Annotated in this window: 23 protein-coding genes; 12 read left to right on the forward strand and 11 right to left on the reverse strand. The window is 59.5% G+C overall.

The genetic code is table 11. The features are described 5' to 3' along the window. The 5 genes from ACA043_RS00070 to def form a co-directional block, all read right to left on the reverse strand. Complete coding sequence (locus ACA043_RS00070; RefSeq protein WP_401268222.1) at positions 1–315, reverse strand: tetratricopeptide repeat protein; 315 nt, start codon at positions 313–315, stop codon at positions 1–3. 146 nt (positions 316–461) lie between these two features. Beyond that, positions 462–1,838, reverse strand: coding sequence for a Trk system potassium transporter TrkA (gene trkA / locus ACA043_RS00075; protein WP_497615755.1), 1,377 nt, complete (start codon positions 1,836–1,838; stop codon positions 462–464). 22 nt (positions 1,839–1,860) lie between these two features. Continuing rightward, positions 1,861–3,171: a 16S rRNA (cytosine(967)-C(5))-methyltransferase RsmB gene (gene rsmB, locus ACA043_RS00080; RefSeq protein ID WP_497658387.1), complete on the reverse strand. Its 1,311-nt coding sequence runs from the start codon at positions 3,169–3,171 to the stop codon at positions 1,861–1,863. Further along, positions 3,168–4,127 carry a methionyl-tRNA formyltransferase gene (gene fmt, locus ACA043_RS00085; RefSeq protein ID WP_401268225.1) on the reverse strand — a complete coding sequence of 320 codons (960 nt, stop codon included), beginning with the start codon at positions 4,125–4,127 and terminating at the stop codon, positions 3,168–3,170. Before fmt ends, rsmB begins: the two co-directional genes overlap by 4 nt. A 56-nt stretch (positions 4,128–4,183) precedes the next feature. Further along, entirely contained in the window at positions 4,184–4,690 is a 507-nt protein-coding gene (gene def, locus ACA043_RS00090; protein ID WP_187677249.1) for a peptide deformylase, read from the reverse strand. A 159-nt stretch (positions 4,691–4,849) separates the two neighbouring features. On the opposite strand from def, the gene ACA043_RS00095 reads away from it, so the two are divergent. From ACA043_RS00095 to ACA043_RS00130, 8 genes are all read left to right on the forward strand, one after another. Continuing rightward, positions 4,850–5,875 carry a LysM peptidoglycan-binding domain-containing protein gene (locus ACA043_RS00095; RefSeq protein ID WP_497658388.1) on the forward strand — a complete coding sequence of 342 codons (1,026 nt, stop codon included), beginning with the start codon at positions 4,850–4,852 and terminating at the stop codon, positions 5,873–5,875. Positions 5,876–5,955: 80 nt separating this feature from the next. Beyond that, positions 5,956–7,056 (forward strand): DNA-processing protein DprA, encoded by a 1,101-nt coding sequence (gene dprA, locus ACA043_RS00100; RefSeq protein ID WP_497658389.1) that lies wholly within the window; start codon positions 5,956–5,958, stop codon positions 7,054–7,056. 55 nt (positions 7,057–7,111) lie between these two features. Further along, positions 7,112–7,669 carry an L-threonylcarbamoyladenylate synthase type 1 TsaC gene (gene tsaC / locus ACA043_RS00105; RefSeq protein ID WP_187677252.1) on the forward strand — a complete coding sequence of 186 codons (558 nt, stop codon included), beginning with the start codon at positions 7,112–7,114 and terminating at the stop codon, positions 7,667–7,669. Between the two features lie 272 nt (positions 7,670–7,941). Beyond that, a complete protein-coding gene (locus ACA043_RS00110; protein ID WP_497615758.1) occupies positions 7,942–8,610 on the forward strand; it encodes a GNAT family N-acetyltransferase in 669 nt (222 codons plus the stop codon). Next, positions 8,588–9,322 (forward strand): iron-containing redox enzyme family protein, encoded by a 735-nt coding sequence (locus tag ACA043_RS00115; protein WP_497615760.1) that lies wholly within the window; start codon positions 8,588–8,590, stop codon positions 9,320–9,322. The genes ACA043_RS00110 and ACA043_RS00115 overlap by 23 nt, the downstream gene beginning before the upstream one ends. A gap of 42 nt (positions 9,323–9,364) precedes the next feature. Further along, positions 9,365–10,459, forward strand: coding sequence for a DUF3419 family protein (locus ACA043_RS00120; protein ID WP_497658390.1), 1,095 nt, complete (start codon positions 9,365–9,367; stop codon positions 10,457–10,459). Beyond that, positions 10,456–11,724, forward strand: a complete 1,269-nt coding sequence (locus tag ACA043_RS00125; RefSeq protein ID WP_497658391.1) for an aminotransferase class I/II-fold pyridoxal phosphate-dependent enzyme — start codon at positions 10,456–10,458, stop codon at positions 11,722–11,724. The genes ACA043_RS00120 and ACA043_RS00125 overlap by 4 nt, the downstream gene beginning before the upstream one ends. After that, entirely contained in the window at positions 11,681–13,012 is a 1,332-nt protein-coding gene (locus tag ACA043_RS00130; protein ID WP_497658392.1) for a phenylacetate--CoA ligase family protein, read from the forward strand. Before ACA043_RS00125 ends, ACA043_RS00130 begins: the two co-directional genes overlap by 44 nt. Before the next feature lie 7 nt (positions 13,013–13,019). Here ACA043_RS00130 and ACA043_RS00135 read toward each other — a convergent pair whose 3' ends face one another. Beyond that, positions 13,020–13,997, reverse strand: coding sequence for an NADPH:quinone reductase (locus ACA043_RS00135; protein WP_187677257.1), 978 nt, complete (start codon positions 13,995–13,997; stop codon positions 13,020–13,022). 162 nt (positions 13,998–14,159) lie between these two features. On the opposite strand from ACA043_RS00135, the gene hemF reads away from it, so the two are divergent. Together hemF and aroE are read left to right on the forward strand one after the other, a co-directional pair. Then, on the forward strand, positions 14,160–15,074 hold the full coding sequence (gene hemF / locus ACA043_RS00140) for an oxygen-dependent coproporphyrinogen oxidase (protein WP_489880145.1): 915 nt from the start codon (positions 14,160–14,162) through the stop codon (positions 15,072–15,074). 13 nt (positions 15,075–15,087) lie between these two features. After that, the gene (gene aroE / locus ACA043_RS00145; protein WP_187677259.1) at positions 15,088–15,906 is read left to right on the forward strand and encodes a shikimate dehydrogenase; all 819 of its coding nucleotides are present in this window, start codon (positions 15,088–15,090) and stop codon (positions 15,904–15,906) included. Positions 15,907–15,978: 72 nt separating this feature from the next. Here the strand turns inward: aroE and ACA043_RS00150 are convergent, their stop codons facing one another. The 4 genes from ACA043_RS00150 to betC form a co-directional block, all read right to left on the reverse strand. Continuing rightward, complete coding sequence (locus ACA043_RS00150) at positions 15,979–16,950, reverse strand: IS110 family RNA-guided transposase (protein WP_497657778.1); 972 nt, start codon at positions 16,948–16,950, stop codon at positions 15,979–15,981. Between the two features lie 263 nt (positions 16,951–17,213). Next, a complete protein-coding gene (locus tag ACA043_RS00155; protein WP_187677260.1) occupies positions 17,214–18,782 on the reverse strand; it encodes a SulP family inorganic anion transporter in 1,569 nt (522 codons plus the stop codon). A 198-nt stretch (positions 18,783–18,980) separates the two neighbouring features. Next, positions 18,981–19,901, reverse strand: a complete 921-nt coding sequence (choX, locus tag ACA043_RS00160) for a choline ABC transporter substrate-binding protein (RefSeq protein ID WP_497658393.1) — start codon at positions 19,899–19,901, stop codon at positions 18,981–18,983. Positions 19,902–19,917: 16 nt separating this feature from the next. After that, positions 19,918–21,432 carry a choline-sulfatase gene (betC, locus tag ACA043_RS00165; protein WP_497658394.1) on the reverse strand — a complete coding sequence of 505 codons (1,515 nt, stop codon included), beginning with the start codon at positions 21,430–21,432 and terminating at the stop codon, positions 19,918–19,920. A gap of 114 nt (positions 21,433–21,546) precedes the next feature. On the opposite strand from betC, the gene ACA043_RS00170 reads away from it, so the two are divergent. Next, on the forward strand, positions 21,547–22,497 hold the full coding sequence (locus ACA043_RS00170; protein ID WP_401268251.1) for a choline sulfate utilization transcriptional regulator: 951 nt from the start codon (positions 21,547–21,549) through the stop codon (positions 22,495–22,497). 4 nt (positions 22,498–22,501) lie between these two features. Here the strand turns inward: ACA043_RS00170 and ACA043_RS00175 are convergent, their stop codons facing one another. Continuing rightward, positions 22,502–23,164, reverse strand: a complete 663-nt coding sequence (locus ACA043_RS00175) for an NAD(P)-dependent oxidoreductase (RefSeq protein ID WP_187677264.1) — start codon at positions 23,162–23,164, stop codon at positions 22,502–22,504. Positions 23,165–23,247: 83 nt separating this feature from the next. Here ACA043_RS00175 and ACA043_RS00180 point away from each other — a divergent pair, with 83 nt between their 5' ends. Further along, on the forward strand, positions 23,248–23,574 hold the full coding sequence (locus ACA043_RS00180) for a DOPA 4,5-dioxygenase family protein (protein ID WP_497658395.1): 327 nt from the start codon (positions 23,248–23,250) through the stop codon (positions 23,572–23,574). The last annotated feature ends 30 nt before the right edge of the window (positions 23,575–23,604 follow it).

Raw genomic sequence — 23,604 nt, forward strand, 5'->3', positions numbered from 1 at the left:
TTATTGCGCCTGACGATCGAGCTTCTTCAGAAACACCGCCATTTCCTTTTCGGCCTGCTTGTCGCCATGGGCGCGGGCCGCTTCCAGACCCTGTTCCCATGCCTGCCGCGCAGCGGCGTGATCACCCTGCGCCAGTTGCGCCTTGCCCAACAGCTTCCACGCTGCCGAATACTTCGGATCGAAACCGACACAGCGCTGGAAATGCTCGGCCGCCTTGGCGTTTTCGCCCAAATCCAGATAACCCTTGCCGAGGCCGAAGCGCAGTAGGGAGTTATCCACACCCTTGGCGAGCATTTTTTCCAGGGATTCGAGCATCGGTGGATTCCTTTCTTGGAAGCGTCAGGTGTTGATGGGGGTTATTGAGACCGCCTTCGCGAGCAGGCTCGCTCCCACAGGGGAAACGCATTCCAAATGTGGGAGCGAGCCTGCTCGCGAAGGGGCCAGTGCCATCAGCGCAAACCTCAGAAGAAGCTCAACCCCACATGAAACAGCTTCTCCACATCACGAATATGCTTTTTATCCACAAGGAACAGAATCACATGGTCACCCGCTTCGATCACTGTGTCGTCGTGGGCGATGATCACCTGTTCATTGCGAATCACCGCGCCGATGGTGGTGCCCGGTGGCAGGCCGATCTTCTCGATGGGCTTGCCGATCACTTTGCTCGACTTCGCATCACCGTGGGCAATCGCCTCAATGGCTTCCGCCGCCCCGCGGCGCAGTGAGTGCACGCTGACGATATCGCCACGGCGCACGTGGGCCAGCAAGGTGCCGATGGTAGCCAGCTGCGGGCTAATGGCGATGTCGATGTCGCCGCCCTGAATCAGATCAACGTAAGCCGGGTTGTTGATGATGGTCATCACCTTCTTCGCCCCTAGCCGTTTGGCCAGCAGCGACGACATGATGTTGGCTTCGTCATCGTTGGTCAGCGCAAGGAAGATATCGGCGTCGGCGATGTTCTCTTCCATCAGCAAGTCGCGGTCCGACGCACTGCCCTGCAATACCACGGTGCTGTCGAGGGTGTCGGAGAGATAGCGGCAGCGTGCCGGGTTCATCTCGATGATCTTCACCTGATAACGGCTTTCGATGGCCTCGGCCAGACGCTCGCCGATCTGCCCGCCGCCAGCGATGACGATGCGTTTGTAGGTCTCATCGAGACGGCGCATTTCGCTCATCACCGCACGAATATCCTCACGGGCGGCGATGAAGAAGACTTCGTCATCGGCCTCGATCACCGTATCGCCCTGGGGCAGGATCGGCCGGTCACGGCGGAAAATCGCCGCGACGCGGGTTTCGACGTTCGGCATGTGCTCGCGCAACTGACGCAGTTGCTGGCCCACCAGCGGCCCGCCGTAATAGGCGCGCACGGCCACCAGTTGTGCCTTGCCTTCGGCGAAGTCGATTACCTGCAAGGCACCGGGATGCTGGATCAGGCGCTTGATGTAGTTGGTGACCACCTGCTCGGGGCTAATCAGCACGTCGACCGGAATCGCTTCGTTCTGGAACAGCTGCTCTTCGCGGTTGAGATAGGAGGCTTCGCGCACCCGGGCAATCTTGGTCGGGGTATGGAACAGCGTGTGCGCAACCTGACAGGCGACCATGTTGGTTTCGTCGCTGTTGGTCACCGCCACCAGCATGTCGGCGTCGTCGGCGCCGGCCTGACGCAGCACCGACGGCAGCGAGCCACGACCCTGCACCGTGCGGATGTCGAGGCGGTCGCCGAGGTCGCGCAAGCGCTCGCTGTCAGTGTCGACCACCGTGATGTCGTTGGCTTCGCTCGCCAAGTGTTCGGCCAGCGAACCGCCGACCTGACCTGCACCGAGGATGATGATTTTCATCCAGTCACTCCGTTGAATCCGTTTAGCCGCGCGCGGCAGCGATCTTGATCAGCTTGGCGTAGTAGAACCCGTCGTGCCCGCCCTGCTGGGCCAGCAATTGGCGACCATGGGGCTGCTTGATCCCGGCGGTGATTGCCAAGTCCAGCTCCCGTGCGCCCGGCGTGCGCTCAAGGAACGCGGCAATCACTTCGGTGTTCTCGGTCGGCAAAGTCGAGCAGGTGGCGTAAAGCAGGATGCCGCCCACTTCGAGGGTTTTCCACATCGCGTCGAGCAACTCGCCTTGCAGCTGCGCGAGGGCGGCGATGTCGTCGGCCTGGCGGGTCAGCTTGATGTCCGGGTGGCGGCGGATGACGCCGGTGGCCGAGCACGGCGCGTCGAGCAGGATGCGCTGGAACGGCTTGCCGTCCCACCATTTGTCGATGTCACGACCGTCGGCGGCGATCAGTTCGGCGCTCAGGCCCAGACGCTCGAGGTTTTCTTTCACTCGAACCAGACGCTTGGCTTCCAGATCCACCGCCACCACGCCGGCCAGCGCCGGTTCGGCTTCGAGGATGTGGCAGGTCTTGCCGCCGGGTGCGCAGCAGGCGTCGAGCACACGCTGCCCTGGCGCCAGATCCAGCAGATCGGCGGCCAGTTGCGCGGCTTCGTCCTGCACGCTGATCCAGCCCTCGGCGAACCCCGGCAGGCTGCGCACATCGGTGGCGGCTTCGAGGATGATGCCGTCGCGGCTATAGACGCACGGAGTTGCTGCGATGCCGGCCTCGGTCAGCAGACCGAGGTAGGCGTCGCGGTTGTGATGGCGGCGGTTGACCCGCAGGATCATCGGCGGATGCGCGTTGTTGGCTGCGCAGATGGCTTCCCATTGCTCAGGCCAAAAGGCCTTGAGGGATTTTTGCAGCCAGCGCGGGTGAGCGGTGCGCACCACCGGATCGCGTTCCAGCTCGGCGAAAATCGTTTCGCTTTCGCGCTGGGCATTGCGCAGCACGGCGTTGAGCAGACCCTTGGCCCAAGGCTTTTTCAACTTGTCGGCGCAACCCACGGTTTCGCCGATGGCGGCGTGGGCCGGCACGCGGGTGTAGAGCAATTGGTAGAGCCCGACCAGCAGCAGCGCCTCGACATCGGCGTCGGCTGCCTTGAACGGCTTCTGCAGGAGCTTTTCCGCTAGCGCCGACAGACGTGGCTGCCAGCGTGCGGTGCCGAACGCCAGATCCTGAGTGAAGCCGCGATCGCGATCCTCAACCTTGTCCAGTTGTGTCGGCAGAGAGCTGTTGAGCGAGGCTTTGCCGCTGAGTACGGCGGCGAGTGCCTTGGCGGCGGCCAGACGCGGGTTCATTGCGCGTCCACCACTGCGCCTAGCACGGTGCCGACGGCGAATTTCTCACGACGGCTGTTGAACAGGTCACTGAAGTTCAGTGCCTTGCCGCCGGGCAATTGCAGGCGTGTCAGGCACAGCGCCTGCTCGCCGCACGCGACGATCAGGCCGTCCTTGCTGGCGCTGAGGATGGTACCGGGTGCGCCGTTGCCTTCGGCGAGATTGGCCGCCAGCACTTTCAGCGCTTCGCCATTGAGCGTGCTGTGGGTAATCGGCCATGGATTGAACGCGCGAACCAGACGTTCCAGCTCAACGGCTGGGCGGCTCCAGTCGATGCGCGCCTCATCCTTGTTCAGTTTGTGCGCGTAGGTGGCGAGTTCGTCGTTCTGCACTTCGCCCTCCAGCGTTCCGGCAGCCAGACCGGCAATCGCCTGCACCACGGCTGGCGGGCCCATTTCGGCGAGACGGTCGTGGAGACTGCCGCCGGTGTCGTCGGCGCTGATCGGCGTAACGACTTTGAGCAGCATCGGCCCGGTGTCGAGGCCCGCTTCCATGCGCATCACGGTCACGCCGCTTTCGGCATCGCCCGCTTCGACAGCACGCTGGATCGGCGCCGCACCGCGCCAGCGTGGCAGCAACGAGGCATGGCTGTTGATGCAGCCCAGACGCGGAATATCCAGCACCACTTGCGGCAGGATCAGGCCGTAGGCGACCACCACCATCAAGTCCGGCTTCAGTGCGGCGAGTTCAGCCTGAGCGTCAGCGTTGCGCAAAGTCGGCGGCTGCAACACCTGGATATTATTTTCCAGCGCCAGCTGTTTAACCGGGCTCGGCATCAGTTTTTGTCCGCGACCGGCCGGACGATCCGGTTGGGTGTAGACCGCAACGATCTCGTAAGGGCTGCTCAGCAGGGCCTTGAGGTGTTCGGCAGCGAATTCCGGGGTGCCGGCAAAAACGATGCGCAGTGGCTCAGTCATGAAGGAGTCTCATAAAAAGAAAAAGGCTTGCCGCGGCAAGCCTTTGAAGGAGGGCATCAAGCGTTCTGGCGATGCAGCTTTTCCAGTTTCTTCTTGATCCGGTCGCGTTTGAGCGTGGACAGGTAGTCGACGAACAATTTGCCGTTGAGGTGGTCGCATTCGTGCTGGATGCACACCGCGAGCAGGCCTTCGGCGATCAGTTCATAGGGCTTGCCGTCGCGGTCCAGCGCCTTGATCTTGACCTTTTGCGGGCGGTCGACGTTTTCGTAGAAACCCGGCACCGAGAGGCAACCTTCCTGGTACTGATCCATTTCGTCAGTCAGCGATTCGAACTCGGGGTTGATGAACACCCGTGGCTCGGTACGGTCTTCGGAAAGGTCCATCACGACGATACGTTTGTGCACGTTGACCTGGGTCGCGGCGAGGCCGATGCCCGGCGCTTCATACATTGTTTCAAACATGTCATCGACCAACTGACGCACTTCGGCGTCCACTACAGCCACAGGCTTGGCGATAGTACGCAGACGCGGGTCCGGAAATTCGAGGATGTTTAAAATGGCCATAGGCTGATTGCTGCACGTATTGAGTAAAGTCGGATCGATGGCCTGGCAGGTCCGAAGATGCAGGCTACCGTTGTGAAGCGTAGCTTCTGCATTTGGCAGAAGCGAGCCACGGGGGCTCTGACGGTTCACGCGAACGCACATGATAAAGGGATTCACTGCATGAGGAAAACACTACTCGCCCTGCTGCTGTTGGCCTCGGCCGGCGCGGTGCAAGGGCAAGTGCAACTCAGGGATGGTTTTCCGCAGCAATACACGGTGGTTTCGGGGGATACACTCTGGGATATTTCCGGAAAATACCTGCGCGAGCCTTGGCAATGGCCACAACTGTGGCGGGCCAACCCGCAGATCGAAAACCCCAATCTGATCTATCCCGGCGACACGCTGACGCTCAGTTACGTCAACGGCCAGCCGCGCCTGACCCTCAATCGCGGCGAGTCGCGCGGCACCATCAAGCTCTCGCCACGCATTCGTACCAGCCCGGTGGCTGAGGCGATTCCGAGTATTCCGCTGAAATCGATCAACAGCTTTCTGCTGAGCAACCGCATCGTCGACAAGGTCGAGGATTTCGACAAAGCGCCCTACATCGTCGCCGGTGACGCGGAACGCGTGCTCAGCGGCACCGGCGACCGGATCTTTGCCCGTGGCTATTTCGATCCGAATCAACCGGTCTACGGGATCTTCCGTCAGGGCAAGGTCTATACCGATCCGCAAACCAAGGAATTTCTGGGGATCAACGCCGACGACATTGGCGGCGGTGAAATCGTTGCCACCGAAGACGACGTCGCCACCCTCGCCCTGCAGCGTACCACCCAGGAAGTGCGCCTCGGCGACCGCTTGTTCAGCGGCGAAGAGCGCTCGATCAATTCGACCTTCATGCCCAGTGCTCCGACCACCGACATCAATGGCCTGATCATCGATGTCCCACGCGGCGTCACGCAGATCGGTGCGATGGACGTGGTTACGTTGAACAAGGGCAAACGCGACGGCCTGGCCGAAGGCAATGTGTTGGTGGTGATGAAAACCGGTGAAACCGTGCGCGACCGGGTGACCGGTCAACCACTTAAAATCCCCGACGAACGGGCCGGGCTGCTGATGGTTTTTCGCACCTACGACAAACTCAGCTACGGCTTGGTCCTCAACGCTTCACGCTCGCTGGCGGTGCTCGACAAGGTGCGAAATCCGTAAGCGTGCTTAACAAGTTACCAACAGAGTTATCCACAGCTTGTTCCGAATGGTTCGGGGCTTATAACGATCAAGGATGATCCATGACGCTGTCTGTCTATACGCCGGTTTCCCCTGCGGAACTGGAAGCGCGCCTGCGCCTGCATCGCTTGCCGGACATCGGCCCGAAGCGGTTTCTGAAATTGCTCGAAGCCTTTGGCTCGGCATCCAAAGCCATCAGCGCGCCGGCCAGCGCCTGGCGCTCGCTGGGTTTACCAGCGGCGTGTGCCGAAGCACGGCGCTGTCCCGACGTTCGCGACGGCGCCAGCCACGCAATGCGCTGGCTAGAGCGTCCGGGTCAGCATTTGTTGATGTGGGATCAAGCGGACTATCCGGCATTGTTGGCGCAGATTCCCGACCCTCCGCCGCTGTTATTCGTGGCGGGTGACCCCCTGATTCTCGAGAGGCCGCAGCTGGCGATGGTCGGCAGCCGTCGTGCTTCACGTCCGGGAATGGACACCGCCGCCGCATTTTCCCGTAGCCTGGCCGGGGCCGGTTTTGTCATCACCAGTGGCTTGGCGCTGGGCATTGATGCGGCTGCGCATCAAGCGGCGCTGGATGTTGGCGGGCTGACGGTCGGAGTGTTGGGCACGGGCCTGGAAAACTTTTATCCACAGCGCAATCGGCGGCTGGCCGACGCGATGATTGCCTCCGGCAGTGCGGTGCTTTCGGAGTTTCCGCTGGATGCCGGCCCCAGCGCGAGCAACTTCCCGCGACGCAACCGGATCATCAGCGGTTTATCCCTTGGCGTGCTGGTGGTCGAGGCCAGCGTCGCCAGTGGTTCGCTGATCACTGCACGGCTGGCGGCGGAACAAGGGCGCGAGGTGTATGCGATCCCTGGCTCGATCCATCATCCCGGTGCGCGCGGTTGTCACCAGTTGATTCGCGACGGCGCGGTGTTGGTGGAAACCATCGAACACATTCTCGAAGCCCTGCGTGGCTGGCAGCAGGTGCCGTTATCCACAGGCACACCGCAAGCGGATCATCCCTTACTTGCCCTGCTCCACGCTGCGCCGCATACCAGTGAAGCCTTGGCCGACAGCTGCGGCTGGGCGTTGCCCAAAGTGCTGGCGGCGCTGACCGAACTGGAAATGGACGGCCGTGCGGTGTGCGAAAACGGCCGCTGGTTTGCGCGTGTGAGCTAGGTTTTACAAGGAAGATCGGTAAACTGCGCGAAACCTGTTTGCGGAGAGTTTTTTCATGGTCAACAGTTGGCGTGTGCAACAAGCCGCGCGAGAGATTCGCGCCGGGGCGGTGATTGCCTATCCAACCGAAGCCGTCTGGGGGCTGGGTTGCGACCCGTGGAATGAAGAGGCGGTGGATCGGTTGCTGGCGATCAAGAATCGCTCGGTCGACAAGGGCCTGATTCTGGTTGCCGACAACATTCGCCAGTTCGATTTCTTGTTCGAAGACTTCCCGCAAGAGTGGATCGACCGTATGGCCAGCACCTGGCCTGGGCCGAATACCTGGCTGGTGCCGCATCAGAATCTGCTGCCGGAGTGGGTCACTGGGGTGCATGACACGGTGGCGCTGCGCGTCAGCGATCATCCTCAGGTGCGTGACTTGTGCTCGATGGTCGGTCCGTTGATTTCGACCTCAGCCAATCCACAAGGCCGTCCGGCAGCGCGCACACGGTTGCGGGTCGAGCAGTATTTCCGCGGGCAGATCGATCTGGTGCTGGGTGGGGAGTTGGGTGGGCGCAAGAACCCCAGCGTCATCCGTGATCTGGCCTCCGGCAACGTTATTCGTCCCGACTGACGTCACTCCTGACTTCATGTATTGAGTACTTCTCGGCTTTTATGGCGAGAAGTACTACTTTTGCCTGCGATTTATCCTTCAAACAACGATCAACTTACAACATTCAACTGTTTGTATTTTTCCTTCGTGTGTCAGACCAATCAGTAAGTACACAGATTCAGTAACTTTTCCCACGTAATTATCAGAAGTCGCGCAGTGGCGATATTTCTAAAAGCATCCATCATTTCAATGCGCTCAGAAAACTTCGATAAGTTAACGTCTGCGGAGAAAGAATGGATACTACGGATTTACAACTAACGGATTATCTGCAGGCACTTCAGGCAACGTTCAGAAGTCGCCATGAAGATTGCCGGGTCGTTATTCTTGAAGCGGGATCAGATACGCGGGAGTTCGAACGGTTTATTGGTCGGCAATTTCGTCTTCGACTGCAACATTACATGCTGACATCCAGAGCCAGATTGCTTGAAACGAGGCTGGCGGTGACGGCGCGAAGTACCCACTTTCTGCTGTATCAACACGAGCAGCTGGTGGCGGTATTGAGAGTGACGCCATCGCCGTTCGAATGGGCCTCACTGGCGCACCAGCATGTTTCTCCCACCGTGATGCTGTCGCGCCACGTCGAGTTCAGCCGGTTGATCACTCTCTCGCGAAGCCACCTGGCTGTTCCGATCAACAGCCTGCTGGCGGCGGCCACCGAGTGGGCGATCAGGCATGGGTATCAAGGCGTCACCGCCCTCTGCCGATCGCCACAACGGCGACTGTTCCAGCGATTCGGCCTGACCCCTATCACCTCCGACGCCCTTCATATCGAACAACGCGCTCGCGGCGACTACTGGCTGCTGTCAGCGCAGTGGCAGCAAATCCTTGCCGCTGTTCAACACCCTGATCACACCCCCTTCAACACCCCGGAGAACCACGATGAATACGCTCATCAGCTTTGAACAACAGTTGATCCTGCTTGATAAACGCATCGAACAATTGTGGGCCGATATCCTGGATAACTCGCGATTGGTAAAAGCCATACGCGAGGGTAGTGTTACCAAGGCGTTATATGCGATCTACATGATAGAAACCTTTCACTACACTGCACACAATGCGCGAAATCAGGGATTGGTGGGTGTGCGCCATGCCGATAATCCGGTTTATGCAAAGTTCTGTTTTGAACATGCGGCGCAAGAAGTTGGCCATGAGAAAATGGCACTGCATGATGTCATGAGTCTTGGCCTGAAAAATGAAAAGTTCGAGATCCCGTCTGCGCTTCCGGCAACCGAAGTACTGATTGCTTATTTGTATTGGATATCCTTTACCGGTAATCCACTACAACGCCTGGGATACAGTTATTGGGCAGAAAATGCCTATCAATTCATCACCCCGTTGATCAATAACCTGAGCGAAATCCTGGCGCTAAAACCGGCTCAGTTGACGTTCTTCGTTGCGCATTCCGACATCGATGTCGAGCACTTCAATGAAATCAAACTCATCCTGCAGCGTACTTGCAAAAATCAGCACGACTGGGATGCCATTGCCAATGTAATGGAAACCAGCTTGCGGCTGACCGGCAACATGCTCGAAGCCGTTTATGAGCAGTATGAGGCTTGGCAAAACGGCCATGCGCCCCGTTATGACTTCCTCCATGCCCTGGATAACTCATGAAGACTTCACGTCGAGTGTCAGAACCGAGGGAAGGAGGCAGGCATGGCTGACTATTTCCAGCGGTTGAACTATGCGCTGGGGGATGAAGACACAGCGCTCGAATATGCAATCCTCCCCAAGCACGCCAGACATGTGGTGGGTATCGCCGGGAGTGGCGGGCGGCTTTTACCGTTGCTGGCCCGCAGTCCGGCGCGTATGACCTGCACCGATATCAGCGCGCCGCAACTGGCATTTACCCGGCTGCGATTCGCCTTGCTGGAACAGACCGATCACGCGTCGTTCATGGCATTCATGGGTTACCGGACAGACAGTTCGACCAAGCGACGCCAGTCCATATTTCGGCATCTGGATTTGCCGCAGGCCGATCGCCACTGGTTGACCGAGTTGTTCCAGTCCCGTCACTGGCAAGCGCCGATCTACATGGGAGCCTTCGAGCAGACCCTGCAGCGATTGGCGAAGGTCAACCGACTGTTTACCGGCAAGGCAGGTCGTGAAGTTTTCCACTGTCGCGACCTTGGCGAGCAAATCGAGTATTACCAGACCCGCTTTCCCCTCAAACGCTGGAAGGCTGTGATCGCGCTGTTGGGCAACGCAGCGGTACTCAATTCCCTGCTCTACAAAGGCTCGTTCCCGCCCAATAACCTGGGCATCAGTTCCCGCGCGGCATACCTGGAGATTTTTCACGCCTTGTTCACCACTCAGGTGGTGCGCGAGAGCTTCTTTCTGCAAATGCTGTTTTTCGGTGAACTGCGCTACCCACAAGGTTTTCCGCTGGAGTGCACCCCGAAGATTTTCAAGCGTGCCCGTGAGGCGCTTCAACAGTGCGAGCTGCGGGTGGTACAGGCCGACATTCTCGACTGTGTTGCCACGCTTTCGGAGGTCGATTTCGTCTCGCTCTCGGACGTCCCTTCTTTCATGCCCGAAGCTGACGGTGCGAGTGTCTTGCAGCGGTTACGCCCGTCCCTGGCCGAAGAGGCGCTGACGGTCATACGTGGCCATTTGCACGTCGTCCAGCCCGATTGTTCAGGCTTCGGCGATATCACCGCCGACTACCAGAAAGCGATTGCACGAGAAAGAACCCAGCTCTGGCGTGTGCAGGTCTATCGCCGGACATCACCTTTGCAGGTATCTCGATGAGCACTCAGCAACCCACCGTCAATTGGCTCAAAAACCGTATTCGGCAGGCGCGTGAAGATCAGCAACAGTTGTTCGATGCCGGGCTCAACGGCCTGAAGCTGGCACAACGCGAAGGCAAGGAGATCAAGTTGAGCAGTGGCGAGCGGCTCACCGAGTTTCTCTCATGCTCCTATCTGGGGCTTGAGTGCGATCCCCGCCTGATTCAAGGCGCCGTGGACGCCGTCGAAACCTTCGGCGTGCAGTTCGCCGCCGCACGAACCCGGGCACTGTTGCCGCCAATGCGTGAACTAGACGAACAGTTGAACCGGATATTCCAGGGGCACGCGGTCACCTTCAACTCGGTGGGCAGTGCACATCTGGGCTGTCTACCCTTATTGGGATCCGGTGAGTTGCCGTCCTATCCGTTGCGCCGTGCCCCGAGCTGGATCGTCGACCGGGCGGCCCACGCTTCAATGCAAGTGCTGCAAGGGATTCTTTGGCAGTTTGGCCCCGTACAGCGGTGCGATTGCAGGGATATGGAGCAAGTCGAACAGGCGTGTTCGGCGGCAGTAGCGGCTGGCAATACACCGATCATCCTGACCGACAGCATCGGTTCGATGCGCGGCGTGTATCCGATCAATCGACTGTTGCAACTGGCGGAGCGCTTTGAAGGTTATCTGTATGCGGATGACGCCCACGGCACTTCGATCTACGGTGTGGCGGGGGGTGGTTATGCCCTTGCCAGTGGCGATGAGCGCTTGCGCGGACGCTTGATCCTTCTGTCCTCGCTGTCCAAGGCGTTTGGGGCAACCGGTGGGGCGATCACCGTGCTCACGGCGGACGATGCCGAGATGATAAGGCGCCATGCGTCGACCTATACCTTCGGCGGGCCATTGTCGATGGGCGGGGTTGGTGCGGCAGTCGCCTCCGGAAAAATCCATCTTTCGCCAGAGCTGGGCGAGCTGCAAGCCGCCCTGTGGCGAAATGTTGCCCTGATCGACGATTTGCTCGGACCGGTTCTTGGCAACCATGAAGTCGCCTCGCCCATCCGTTTCGTGCGTGTCGGTGCCGAGCGTGACGCGATCAGTCTGGCGCTGTACCTGCGGCGGCAAGCGATTGCCGTCACCACCGCGTTGTTTCCGGTGGTGGCCAAGGGCGAGGCGATTCTGCGTCTGGCGATCAGTGCCAATCATAGTCAGGCCCAGTTGGCGTGCCTGGCCAATGCCGTTAATGGCGGTTTCGATGAGTTGGGTATTCGTCAAAGAGGAAGTGGCGATGGGCGATGATCCGATGAGCCATGCAAACCAGGCTTTTACACGCAAATTGGCCCATGCACGGTCACTGCCGTGGTTCTGTGCGCTGTGTCCGCAGATCCTGCACGTGCAGAGCTCGGAGGATTTGCATCGGCTGCCGATTCAAGCCGTCGAGGACGAGCACGGTGGTGTGCTGTTCTCCGTACTTGGTGAGGCTTCGCATCGTGCACCGGGTGGCGGACTGACCCTGACTTCGGGAGGCAGCACCGGCAACCGCAAACACATCACCCATTCCTGGGCATTCAACGCCAGTATCGTGCTGCTGGGGGCGCGGATGTTTGGGGGCGCGAACGAACATCCAGCTGTTGTCGTTAACTGCCTGACTGCCGGTGAAATGCAAGGCGCTTTTCAGTACGCCGCGGCCATCGTCCAGCACATCGGTGCTCGGTTGTTGCCCGCCGGATCGCTGATGGGCGTTACGCGGATTGCCGGGCTGATTCAGTCACAAGCGGCCGATGCGCTGATTTGCACTCCCTCCTTCGCGGCGGCGCTGTTCAACCATGACGATATCGATGCCACACAGTTGACCAGTCTGAGATGGCTCTATTACATCGGGGAACCCTGCAGCAAACCGCTGCGCGAGCAATTGGCTCGGGACTGGCCTGAAATCAGAGTGCGGTCGCTGGGCTACAGCTCTACGGAGACCGGCCCCATCGGCTTTCAGTGCGCACACCTGGAGCATGGTTTTTATCATCTGCACGCCGATGCGATGCTGACCGAAGTCGTTGACCCATTGACCCTGCAAGCAGTGGCCGAAGGCGAAAGCGGGGAGTTTCTGCTGACGTCGCTGCTGCCCGATCATGTGCCGCTGTTGCGTTATCGGATTGGTGATCGTGGGCGAATTCTGCTTCAGGAATCGAATTGCGCGTGTGGTAGTAATTTGCCGGTGCTGGAGCTTGAGGGGCGGGTCGAGACGTCGAGCAAACTGGGTGGCGCGATCATTACGCAGCGACAGGTCATGAGCGTAATCGCCCAAGCGTTGCCCGACTTGGACGCTAACGATGTTCAGGTACAAATCAATCGACAGGCCAACGGGGCACGCATGCGTCTGGTCATTGCTCAGGACAAGTTGCCAGCCAGTGCAGAAGCCGTCATCGAACAGGCGTTGCATAACGAAGCGCAAGCGAGTACTTTGCTCAGGCTGCCCGGAGTACTGGGATTGAGGGTGCAGCGTCTTGCCCGCAGTGGCTTCGAAACAACCTCCGCCGGCAAGACGCCGTTTTTTTTTGAGGTGGACGCTACCCCGGATTCACGGGAGTAGCGTGGTATCACGGCAGCAGGATGGTGGATCCGGTGGTGCGCCGTGCCGACAGCTCGGTTTGTGCCTTCGCCGCTTCAGCCAGCGGATAACGCTGGCTGATATCGACCTTGAGCTTGCCGCTGATGATCATCTCGAACAGCTCATCGGCCATGCGCTGCAGGTTTTCGGCGTTGTTGGCGTAGGTCGCCAGGGTCGGCCTGGTCACGTACAACGAGCCTTTGGCCGAGAGAATCCCCAGATTGACGCCATCCACGGCGCCGGAGGCATTGCCGAAACTCACCACCAGACCACGCGGCGACACGCTGTCGAGCGAAGTCAGCCAAGTGTCCTTGCCGACACCGTCATATACCACCGGGACCTTCTTGCCGTCGGTCAGCTCCAGTACGCGTTGCGCGACGTTTTCGTGGCTGTAATCGATGGTGGCCCAAGCACCGTTGGCTTTCGCCAACTCGGCTTTTTCTTTCGAGCTGACGGTGCCGATCAGCTTCACACCCAAGGCCTTGGCCCATTGGCAGGCCAGCGAACCGACGCCGCCGGCAGCGGCGTGGAACAGAATGGTTTCGCCACCCTTGAGCTCATAAGTCTGGCGCAGCAGGTACTGCACGGTCAGACCCTTGAGCATCACTCCGGCAGCGGTTTCGAAACTGATTTGGTCGGGTAAGTGCACCAGATTTGCCTCGGGCAAAACGTGCAGTTCACTGTAGGCGCCCAACGGGCCGCTACCGTAAGCGACGCGATCCCCGACCTTGAACCGGGTTACTTCGCTGCCAACGGCGTCAACGATGCCCGCACCTTCTGCGCCCAAGCCGGACGGCAAGGCTGGCGGTGCGTAGAGGCCGCTGCGGTAATAGGTGTCGATGAAATTCAAGCCGATCGCTTTGTTGCTCACCCGAACCTGCTGTGGGCCTGGCTCCGCAGGTTGGTAGTCAACATATTCGAGCACTTCGGGGCCGCCGTGGGCGCGGAACTGGATACGCTTTGCCATCTGCCTGCTCTCCTTGGGTCTTTTGTAAGCCCCCTATCCAACTCCCATGCTTGATCTTCGTCAACTGCGGCGCGCGGGTCTGCGGTGGTATGCTACGCGCCCATTTGCGCCGCCCCCCGCCTGCGGGGCGCCGCGTAGTGATGCCCCGATCAAGGTGAAGCCATGACGACCCGCACCGACGCCGTAAAGGCCTATCTGCTCGACCTGCAAGACCGCATCTGCACCGCACTCGAAAACGAGGACGGCGGCACGCGCTTCGTCGAAGACGCCTGGGCCCGGCCGGCCGGCGGTGGCGGTCGCACCCGCGTGATCGAGAACGGCACGCTGATCGAAAAGGGCGGCGTCAACTTTTCCCACGTCTTCGGTAGCGGTCTGCCGCCGTCAGCCAGCGCCCATCGCCCGGAACTGGCGGGTCGCGGCTTCGAAGCCCTCGGCGTGTCGCTGGTGATCCACCCACACAACCCGCATGTGCCGACGTCCCACGCCAACGTGCGCTTTTTCATCGCCGAGAAGGAAGGTGAAGAGCCGGTCTGGTGGTTCGGTGGTGGCTTCGACCTGACCCCGTATTACGGCAACGAAGAAGACTGCATCCATTGGCACCGCGTCGCCGAGCAGGCTTGTGCGCCGTTCGGTCCGGACGTCTACTCGCGCTATAAAGCCTGGTGCGACACCTATTTCCACATCAAACATCGCCACGAACCGCGCGGCATCGGCGGGCTGTTCTTCGACGACCTGAACGAGTGGGACTTCGACACCAGCTTCGCTTTCATGCGCGCCATTGGCGATGCGTACATCGACGCTTACCTGCCGATCGTGCAGCGGCGCAAGAACGATGCGTTCACCGCCAAACAGCGTGAGTTCCAGGAATTCCGCCGTGGCCGTTACGTCGAGTTCAACCTGGTTTACGATCGTGGCACGCTGTTTGGCCTGCAATCGGGCGGGCGTACCGAGTCGATCCTCATGTCGCTGCCGCCGCAAGTGCGCTGGGCCTACGACTGGAAAGCCGAGCCTGGCAGCGAAGAGGCACGCCTGACCGAGTACTTCCTGCAAGACCGCGACTGGCTGGCCCAGGCCTGAACGAGGAGTTGTGATGGATCGTTACGTTGTTTTCGGTAACCCGATCGGCCACAGCAAGTCGCCGATGATTCACAAACTTTTTGCCGAACAGACCGGGCAGAGTCTCGACTACAGCACCCTGCTGGCGCCGCTCGACGATTTCACCGGCTGCGCCACGGCGTTTTTCCAGCAGGGTCGCGGCGCCAATGTCACCGTGCCGTTCAAAGAAGATGCCTATCGCCTGGCCAACAGCCTGACCGCCCGCGCACAGCGTGCCGGTGCAGTGAATACCTTGAGCAAACTGGCCGATGGTTTGCTGCTCGGTGACAACACCGACGGCGCCGGGCTGGTGCGCGATCTTACGGTGAATGCCGGGTTCAACCTGACCGGCAAGCGCATTCTGCTGCTCGGCGCCGGTGGCGCGGTGCGTGGGGTGTTGGAGCCTTTGCTGGCAGAGAAACCGGCATCGGTGATCATCGCCAACCGCACGGTGGAAAAAGCTGAGTTGCTGGCCGAATTGTTCTGCGATCTGGGGCCGGTGTCAGCCAGTGGTTTCGACTGGTTACGCGAGCCGGTGGACGTGATCATCAACGCCACTTCCGCCAGCCTTACCGGTGAAGTGCCGCCGATTGCGCCAAGCCTGATCGAGCCGGGCAAAACCCTGTGCTACGACATGATGTACGGCAAGGAGCCGACCGCGTTCTGCCGCTGGGCCACCGAGCATGGCGCGGCGGTGTCGATGGATGGCTTGGGGATGTTGGCGGAGCAGGCGGCCGAGGCGTTCTTTTTGTGGCGCGGCGTGCGCCCCGATACAGCGCCCGTCCTGGCTGAGTTGCGTCGGCAGTTAGCCTGAAAGCAAAAGATCGCAGCCTGCGGCAGCTCCTACAGAGTGAACACAAATCCCATGTAGATACCGTCTTGCCCCTCATCGGGCAAGGGCAATTTTCGGGTCAAATGGCTGGCCCGATTTAAGAACGGCGTAGACAAAATGTAGGAGTTTGCGCATCGCTGCACAGATGATTTGCTTGGGGGCCTTGCCGTTGGCCTTCAAGCGGTCCTTCATGGCGATGATTGCCTTGTTGTGCTTCAGTGCAACCAACCCAGGCATGTATAGACCCGCCCGAACGCGAGCCGATCCGATCCTCGAAATCACTGTTCTGCCTTTGAATTTTCCCGAGTCCTGCAGCTTTGGGTTCAACCCGGCGGCAGCGACCAGCTTGCGAGGGTCGTCATATTTACGCAGGTCGCCCAACTCGGCCAGCAGCCGCTCAAGGGTTTTCTGGCCGATACCGTCGATGGTCACGATCAAGTCGCGCATTTGGCGCATGTCTGGATCATCGTCGATGTGTTTTTTGATTGATTTGTGAGTTTCAACGATCTCTTTCTCGATGTGACGCAGCACAGAGTTGATCGAGTCTTTGACCTTTTCGTCGGATACATCCAGGCGATTGAGCTCCATTTGCTCCATTTCCTGAAGGTCATCCAAGCGACGTACCATCGCCTTTAGCTGACGATATTTCAGCGGCTCTGGAGCCCAAAGCTGAAGCTTTTCAGCCTTTTCCCGAGCAAAGTCAGCGATCAATTTGGCGTCGCTTTTGTCGGTTTTGATCCGGCGCAGCTCGCTGTCGGCGTAAGCGTGGGTCGTAGCCGGATTGACGACGCAGACCCGGTAACCCTTGTTGTAGACGAACTCGGCAAGTTCCAGGTGATAAACGCTGGTGGCTTCCATCACGATCAGAGCTGTAGGCTCGACCTGCTTGTTCAGCCAGGCGTCAAACTCTTTGAAACCTTTTGAGTCGTTAGCCAGTTTGGCCTTGGTTTTGTGCTTGCCGTTTGGCAGGTGAGTGGCGATATCAAAGGTATTTTTAGCGACATCGACGCCGACGAAATTGGACATGACCGTTTCTCCATTAATCCGTTTTCGATCATCACTGCACTCTGTCCAACCTTGCGAATGCGGGCTCTCGCCAGAGACGGGCCCAAGATACCGTTCGAACTATACGAGTGAGTGTGGAGGGCTGGAGCACGATCTACATCACAGGCAAAAAGCCTAAGGAGCTGCACGGCTTCCAAGTCCCTCCCTCGATGATCAGTCGAGAACTATCGCTCCTGACGGAGCGATAGTCGAGATACAAGGAGCTGCCGCAGGCTGCGATCTTTTCAATCCTCAAACCGGATCGGACACTTCTCCGGCCCCTCAAGCTTTCTCAACTCTTCTACCACTTGCGGCCGCGCGCCACGCAAGGTCAGGCTACGATCCTGGCGCAATAAGCGCCGCGCTTCCTGGTGCAACATCTCCACCCCTGAATAGTCGATGAAGTTGATCTGCTGCGCCTCGATCACCACCCGCGCGCCGTGCATGCGTTGCAAACGCACTTGCAGGTAATGGCTGGCGCCGAAGAAGATCGAGCCGCCGACCCGCAGCACATCGTCTTCGCCATCACGCCAATGCTGCACACGCGGTTGCGAGGTGCGTTTGAGGTAGAAGAACAGCGACGCCAGCACCCCGGCGTAGATCGCCGTCTGTAATTCCAGTAATAGCGTGGCCAGACAGGTCAGCGCCATGACCACGAATTCGGCGCGGCTGACCCGCAGCAACGCGCGAATGCCGCGATGATCCACCAGCCCCCATGCGATCAGCAGAATGCTCCCAGCCATGGCCGGGATCGGAATGTGCGCAATCAGCCCGGCACCAAAAATCGCGAAAAGCGCGACCCAGATCGCCGAAAACACCCCAGCCAGCGGTGAGCACGCGCCTGCCTCGTAACTCAGGCCCGAGCGGGTAAACGAGCCGGCGGACAACGATCCGGAAAAGAATGCCCCGACCATATTCGACAAGCCCTGCGCGCGGACTTCCTGATTGGCATCGAGCAACTGCTGCGAACGCGCGGCAATCGAACGGGCAATCGACAGGCTGGTGACCAGCCCGAGCATGCCCACCGCCACTGCACTTGGCAGTAGGCGCAGGATCAAATCCAGATCCAGTGGTAGTCCGCTGAACGGTGGCAAGCGCCCGACAAATGCACTGACCAGGTGCACATGGCCGAACATTGCCGGCCACAGCCAAACCAGCAGACTCGCCAGCACGAGAGTTATCAACAGGGTCGGCCAGCGTGGCAGCAACTGTTTCAGCACCACGCCAACCACGACCGTGGCAACGCCGAGCAGCACGGAGGGTTTATCCACAGCCCCGAGGTGCTGCAACAGATCCATAAGACTGTCCAGCGCTGTGGCTTTTGCCGGCAGATCCAGGCCCAACAGATTGGGTAACTGCCCAATGGCAATGACCACTGCTGCGCCCAAGGTGAAACCGAGCACTACCGAATGCGAGACGAAATTCACCAGCGCGCCGAAGCGCAGCAAGCCCAGCAGCCACTGGAAAATCCCTGCAAGGAATGTCAGCAACAGAATCAGGGTGATGTAGTCCTGTGAAGCTGGAACGGCCAGCGGACTCACGCTGGCGTACAACACGATCGAAATCGCCGCCGTCGGCCCGCAGATCAGATGCCACGACGAGCCCCACAGGCAGGCGATCAACACCGGGATGATCGCGGCATAGAGACCGTACTCAGGTGGGAGACCGGCGATCAGCGCGTAGGCAATCGACTGGGGTAACGCGAGAATCGCACCGCTGAGCCCGACGATCAGATCCCGTCCGACGCTGGCACGGGTTTGCCGGGGGAGCCAGTTCAGAAAAGGGAAAAGTGAGCGGCGACTGGGGAAAGCCATGGGGCCTCGCGGATGATGAGTTTTTGCAAGGTTATCAGTACCGTCCGACAATTGTGGCGAGGGGATTTATCCCCGACCGGCTGCGCAGCAGTCGTGAAACCGGTATTCACGATGGGATCTGACATACCGTGAGTTCGCGTTTTGGGCCGCTGCGCGACCCATCGGGGATAAATCCCCTCGCCACAGGTAAGTGGTGAGTCAGAGCTTGGCTTTCACGGCGGTCAGCGCTTCCTTCCCATCCACCGTTTTCACCCCATCCAGCCACTTGTCCAACACCGCCGGATTCGCCTTGATCCACGCCTTCGCCGCCTCGGCATTGCTGACTTTCTTGTTCACCACTTCGGCCATGATGCTGTTCTCCATCTCCTGAGTGAACGAAAGATTGGTCAACAATTTACCCACGTTCGGACACGCCTCGGCGTAGCCCTTGCGCGTCAGGGTGAATACGCTGCCGGTGTCGCCAAAGTACTTTTCGCCGCCCTTGAGGTAATGCATTTTCAACTGCACGTTCATCGGGTGCGGGGTCCAGCCGAGGAAGGTGACGAACTTCTGTTTCTTCACCGCCCGCGAGACTTCGGCGAGCATCGCCTGTTCACTGGATTCGATCAGCTTCCACTGGCCGAGGTCGAAGTCGTTTTTCTTGATGATGTCTTGCAGCGAGATGTTCGCTGGCGCGCCGGAACCAATGCCGTAAATCTTCTTGTCGAATTTATCGGCGTATTTGTTCAGGTCGGCAAAGGTATGCACACCCGCGTCCCACACGTAATCCGGCACGGCGAGGGTGAACTCGGTGCCGTCGAGGTTTTTCGCCAATTGCGTGACATCGCCAGTGGCGACGAATTTATCGTAAAAGCCCTGCTGCGCCGGCATCCAGTTGCCGAGAAACACATCCACCTGGCCATCTTTCAGCCCGCCAAAGGTGATCGGCACCGCGAGGGTGTCGACCTTGGCCTTGTAGCCCATGCCATCCAGCAGAAACCCGGTAATGGCGTTGGTCGCGGCGATGTCGCTCCAGCCGGGGTCGGCCATCTTCACCGTTTCGCAGCTTTGCTCGGCAAATGCCGAGGCGCTGCCCAGAGCCAGCAGGCTGACCGTCAGTACTGTGGATAACTTGCGCATGGACTTCCCCTTAACATTATTGGTTTTGGCAGGGTTGTGGATAACGGGCCTTGCGTTCCAGATCGTCGAGATCGATGTGGTTGCGCATGTACTGCTGACTGGCGTCCACCAGCGGCTGGTGATCCCAGCTCTTCAGCTTGCCGATGGTCAACGCATCGGCAACAAAACGACGGCGGCGCTGGCTGGCGAGCACTTCCCGATGAATAGACGGGATGTCCCATTTGGCCCGCGCATCGGCGAGAAAATCGTCGAACAGCTGGCGATGTTGCGGCGATTGGCTGAGTTCTTCCAGTTCTCGCGGGTCGTTGGCTACGTCAAAGAGTAGGCAAGGGTCGCTTTCACTGTAGATAAATTTGTACGCGCCACGACGGATCATCATCAACGGGCTGATCGTGCCTTCGGCCATGTATTCGCCGAACACTTCGTCATGCCCGCCCTGCCCTTGCAGATGCGGCACCAGCGAAAGGCCGTCCAGCGGCAAACCCGGTTCCAGCGTGCCGCCGGCCAGTTCAACGAAGGTTGGCAGCAGGTCGGCGGTGGATACGGCGGCGCTGACTCGGCCCGCACTGAACTGGCCCGGAGCACTTATCAACAGGGGCACGCGGGCAGCCATCTCGTACCAGTGCATTTTGTACCAGAGGCCTTTCTCGCCAAGCATGTCGCCGTGATCGCCGGAGAAAACGATGATGGTGTCATCGATGAGGCCCGTTTCTTCGAGGGTTTGCAGGAGTTTGCCGACGTTGGCGTCGATATAGCTGCACGCGCCGAAGTACGCGCGGCGCGCATCGCGAATCTTATCCACAGGCAGCGGTTTATCCCACAGGTCGTAGACCTTGAGCAGGCGTTGTGAGTGTGGATCGAGTTCGTGTTGATCCGGCGTTGTAGGCAACGGGATATCACCATCGTCGTACAAATCCCAGAACGCCTTGGGAATCGTGTACGGGTCGTGTGGGTGAGTCATCGATACGGTCAGGCAGAACGGCTGGTCGCCGTCCTCGCGGATGTGGTCGAACAAGTATTGCTGCGCCTTGAACACCACTTCTTCATCGAAATCGAGTTGGTTGGTACGCACGCACGGCCCGGCTTGCAGCACCGAGGACATGTTGTGATACCAGGTCGGCCGCACGTCCGGCTCATCCCAGTTCACCGCCCAGCCATAGTCGGCCGGATAAATGTCGCTGGTCAGGCGTTCTTCGTAGCCGTGCAACTGGTCCGGGCCGCAGAAATGCATCTTCCCCGACAGCGCGGTGCGGTAGCCGAGACGGCGCAGGTAATGGGCATAGGTCGGAACATCGGCAGGGAAATCGGCGGCGTTGTCGTAGGCGCCGATCTTGCTCGGCAACTGGCCGCTGACCAGGGTGAAGCGCGACGGTGCACATAACGGGCTGTTGCAGTAAGCGGCATCGAACACCACGCCTTGGGCGGCGAGGCGCGAAAGATTCGGCAGTTTGATCGGCGACGGGCCATAGATAGGCAAGATTGGCGCGGCCATCTGATCGGCCATGATGAAAAGAATATTCTTGCGCTTCATGTGATCGCGGCATTCCATAGTGAATATTTATGCGACATTGCTGCGACCGAGCATGGAGTCCATGCTCTAACCGGTAAAGCCCGCGCCGGGCAATGACTAGGATAAGCACAGCTTATGTATGAAGCCCTGGGTGATCTGTCGCTCGACCTGCTGCGTGCCTTTGAAGCGGCAGCCCGGCATCGCAGTTTCACCGCTGCTGCGGTAGAGCTTGGCACCACGCAACCGGCGATCAGTCAGCAGATCAAACGGCTGGAAGATCAACTCGGCACGCGATTGTTTGACCGCATCTATCGCGGCATCGAATTGACCGAGGTCGGCACGATCCTGTTTGAGCAGGTTCAGCTCGGTTTGCAGAATATCGACGCCGGATTGAGCGCGATCAGCGCACAACAGCAACACGAAGTGCTGCAAGTCGCCACCGACTTCGCCTTCGCTGCCTACTGGCTGATGCCGCGTTTGCACCGCTTCCACGAAGCCAATCCGCAGGTCGACGTCAGCCTGGTCACCAGCGAGCGTAATCACAACATGCTGCGCACCGACATCGATGTGGCGATCCTGTTTGGCGACGGGCGTTTTAAACAGGGCGAAAGTCATTGGCTGTTCAGCGAGGAAGTGTTTCCGGTTTGCAGCCCGCAGTTGCTCAAGGAGCGGGCCCTGCCCTTGCCGGCTCAATCGCTGCTGGAGTTTCCGTTACTGCATCTGCGCGGTGAAAACAGCAGTAACTGGTTTGACTGGAGCGGGCTGTTCCGTGAACTTGGCATCAGTACACCGCCAGCGCCGGGGCAGTTGCGGTTCGACAATTACACATTGTTGATTCAAGCGGCGATTGGCGGCCAAGGTGTGGCTATCGGTTGGCGTCACCTTGTGGATAACTTGCTGACTCAGGGTTTGCTGTGCCGCCCGATTGCCGAAACCACCCTGTCGCGGCTGGGTTACTACGTGGTGCTGCCCCAGCGCAAACGTCGTGGTGCGTTGATTCAACAGTTTGTCGACTGGTTGATGGCGGAGCAGGCCGGCAGCGCTGAGTCGCTAGCCGGACTGACCCTCCCATCGATTGCCGTTTAAGTATTCATTCGGTCGTCGCGACAAAATTCACATGCTGGCCCACATGCAGATTCAGCCGCAGCTCATCGGCAATCCCCACCGCCACGCGATTCAAGCGTTCCAGCGGTTCGGCCAGACCGGGCTCGAGATTGCCGCCGACCTGGCTGAAATGCTCGATCGTCAATCCGGCCACGCCGTGGGGCGCATTGACCAGCGTCCAGTGCAGCGGGCTGCTTTGCAGGGCTTCGCGGATTTCTTCGGCGGCGTGACGTTGCAGGCGATCGTCCAGCTCCGGCTCGTCGAGGACGGCGAAATCACCCACCAGAAACAATCGCGCGACATTGGCCAATTGCAGCCCATCGACCAGTGCGTCGACGGCCAGCACCTGTTCAACCGGCCCCAATACAACGGACTTTTCCACGTGATCACTGCTGAACGGCAAACCCGGCGCATCCAGCAGGCAGATCACCGCTGAACTCCCCGCTACGCTTTGATTGACCCGTTCGATATCAAACAGATCACCGCTCTTGGTGCGCAAACCCGGACGTGGCGCGAGCGCCGTGAGGTCGTCGAGAATGGCGATGACTTCGTGCTGGCGGCGCAGCAACTCAGCCATCAACGCGCCGCCCAGGCTACTCATGGCACCATAGAGCACCACTTTTACCACCGGGGTTTCGGCATTTTTCATGGCTGATCCCTTTTGTTTTCCCTTGTAAAGCGTGTGACATACGCGCAACGCCGAGGGTTCGAACCGATTTGCGAGGCTTTCCGATGCAAGCGATCAAGGGCTACCACGCCCACGTCTATTTCGACGCCGGCACGATTGATCAGGCGCGAGCCTTGTGCGAGCAAGCCGCGCAGTTGTTTCCATTGAAAATGGGCCGCGTCCACGAACGCCCGGTCGGCCCGCATCCGGACTGGAGCTGTCAGTTGGCCTTCGCCCCGGAGCTGATCGGCGACGTGCTGCCGTGGCTGGCACTCAATCGCAAAGGGTTGGTGGTGTTCCTGCACCCGGACACCGGTGATGACTTGCTCGACCACACCGAGCATGCGATCTGGATGGGCGCACTGCGACCGCTGAATCTGGCTGTTTTTTGATCAGCAGCGCTTGTTCGTGACCCTGGGCGG

The organism is Pseudomonas sp. LBUM1648, from assembly GCF_059716145.1.

Coding starts and splice junctions, on each gene's coding strand:
- ACA043_RS00110 (WP_497615758.1), top strand. CDS start 7,942: ATGGATACTACGGATTTACAACTAACGGATTATCTGCAGGCACTTCAG.
- ACA043_RS00115 (WP_497615760.1), top strand. CDS start 8,588: ATGAATACGCTCATCAGCTTTGAACAACAGTTGATCCTGCTTGATAAA.
- betC (WP_497658394.1), bottom strand. CDS start 21,432: ATGAAGCGCAAGAATATTCTTTTCATCATGGCCGATCAGATGGCCGCG.
- def (WP_187677249.1), bottom strand. CDS start 4,690: ATGGCCATTTTAAACATCCTCGAATTTCCGGACCCGCGTCTGCGTACT.
- ACA043_RS00150 (WP_497657778.1), bottom strand. CDS start 16,950: ATGTCCAATTTCGTCGGCGTCGATGTCGCTAAAAATACCTTTGATATC.
- trkA (WP_497615755.1), bottom strand. CDS start 1,838: ATGAAAATCATCATCCTCGGTGCAGGTCAGGTCGGCGGTTCGCTGGCC.
- fmt (WP_401268225.1), bottom strand. CDS start 4,127: ATGACTGAGCCACTGCGCATCGTTTTTGCCGGCACCCCGGAATTCGCT.
- tsaC (WP_187677252.1), top strand. CDS start 7,112: ATGGTCAACAGTTGGCGTGTGCAACAAGCCGCGCGAGAGATTCGCGCC.
- ACA043_RS00135 (WP_187677257.1), bottom strand. CDS start 13,997: ATGGCAAAGCGTATCCAGTTCCGCGCCCACGGCGGCCCCGAAGTGCTC.
- ACA043_RS00180 (WP_497658395.1), top strand. CDS start 23,248: ATGCAAGCGATCAAGGGCTACCACGCCCACGTCTATTTCGACGCCGGC.
- rsmB (WP_497658387.1), bottom strand. CDS start 3,171: ATGAACCCGCGTCTGGCCGCCGCCAAGGCACTCGCCGCCGTACTCAGC.
- choX (WP_497658393.1), bottom strand. CDS start 19,901: ATGCGCAAGTTATCCACAGTACTGACGGTCAGCCTGCTGGCTCTGGGC.
- ACA043_RS00095 (WP_497658388.1), top strand. CDS start 4,850: ATGAGGAAAACACTACTCGCCCTGCTGCTGTTGGCCTCGGCCGGCGCG.
- ACA043_RS00130 (WP_497658392.1), top strand. CDS start 11,681: ATGAGTTGGGTATTCGTCAAAGAGGAAGTGGCGATGGGCGATGATCCG.
- ACA043_RS00155 (WP_187677260.1), bottom strand. CDS start 18,782: ATGGCTTTCCCCAGTCGCCGCTCACTTTTCCCTTTTCTGAACTGGCTC.
- ACA043_RS00070 (WP_401268222.1), bottom strand. CDS start 315: ATGCTCGAATCCCTGGAAAAAATGCTCGCCAAGGGTGTGGATAACTCC.
- hemF (WP_489880145.1), top strand. CDS start 14,160: ATGACGACCCGCACCGACGCCGTAAAGGCCTATCTGCTCGACCTGCAA.
- aroE (WP_187677259.1), top strand. CDS start 15,088: ATGGATCGTTACGTTGTTTTCGGTAACCCGATCGGCCACAGCAAGTCG.
- ACA043_RS00170 (WP_401268251.1), top strand. CDS start 21,547: ATGTATGAAGCCCTGGGTGATCTGTCGCTCGACCTGCTGCGTGCCTTT.
- ACA043_RS00175 (WP_187677264.1), bottom strand. CDS start 23,164: ATGAAAAATGCCGAAACCCCGGTGGTAAAAGTGGTGCTCTATGGTGCC.
- ACA043_RS00120 (WP_497658390.1), top strand. CDS start 9,365: ATGGCTGACTATTTCCAGCGGTTGAACTATGCGCTGGGGGATGAAGAC.
- ACA043_RS00125 (WP_497658391.1), top strand. CDS start 10,456: ATGAGCACTCAGCAACCCACCGTCAATTGGCTCAAAAACCGTATTCGG.
- dprA (WP_497658389.1), top strand. CDS start 5,956: ATGACGCTGTCTGTCTATACGCCGGTTTCCCCTGCGGAACTGGAAGCG.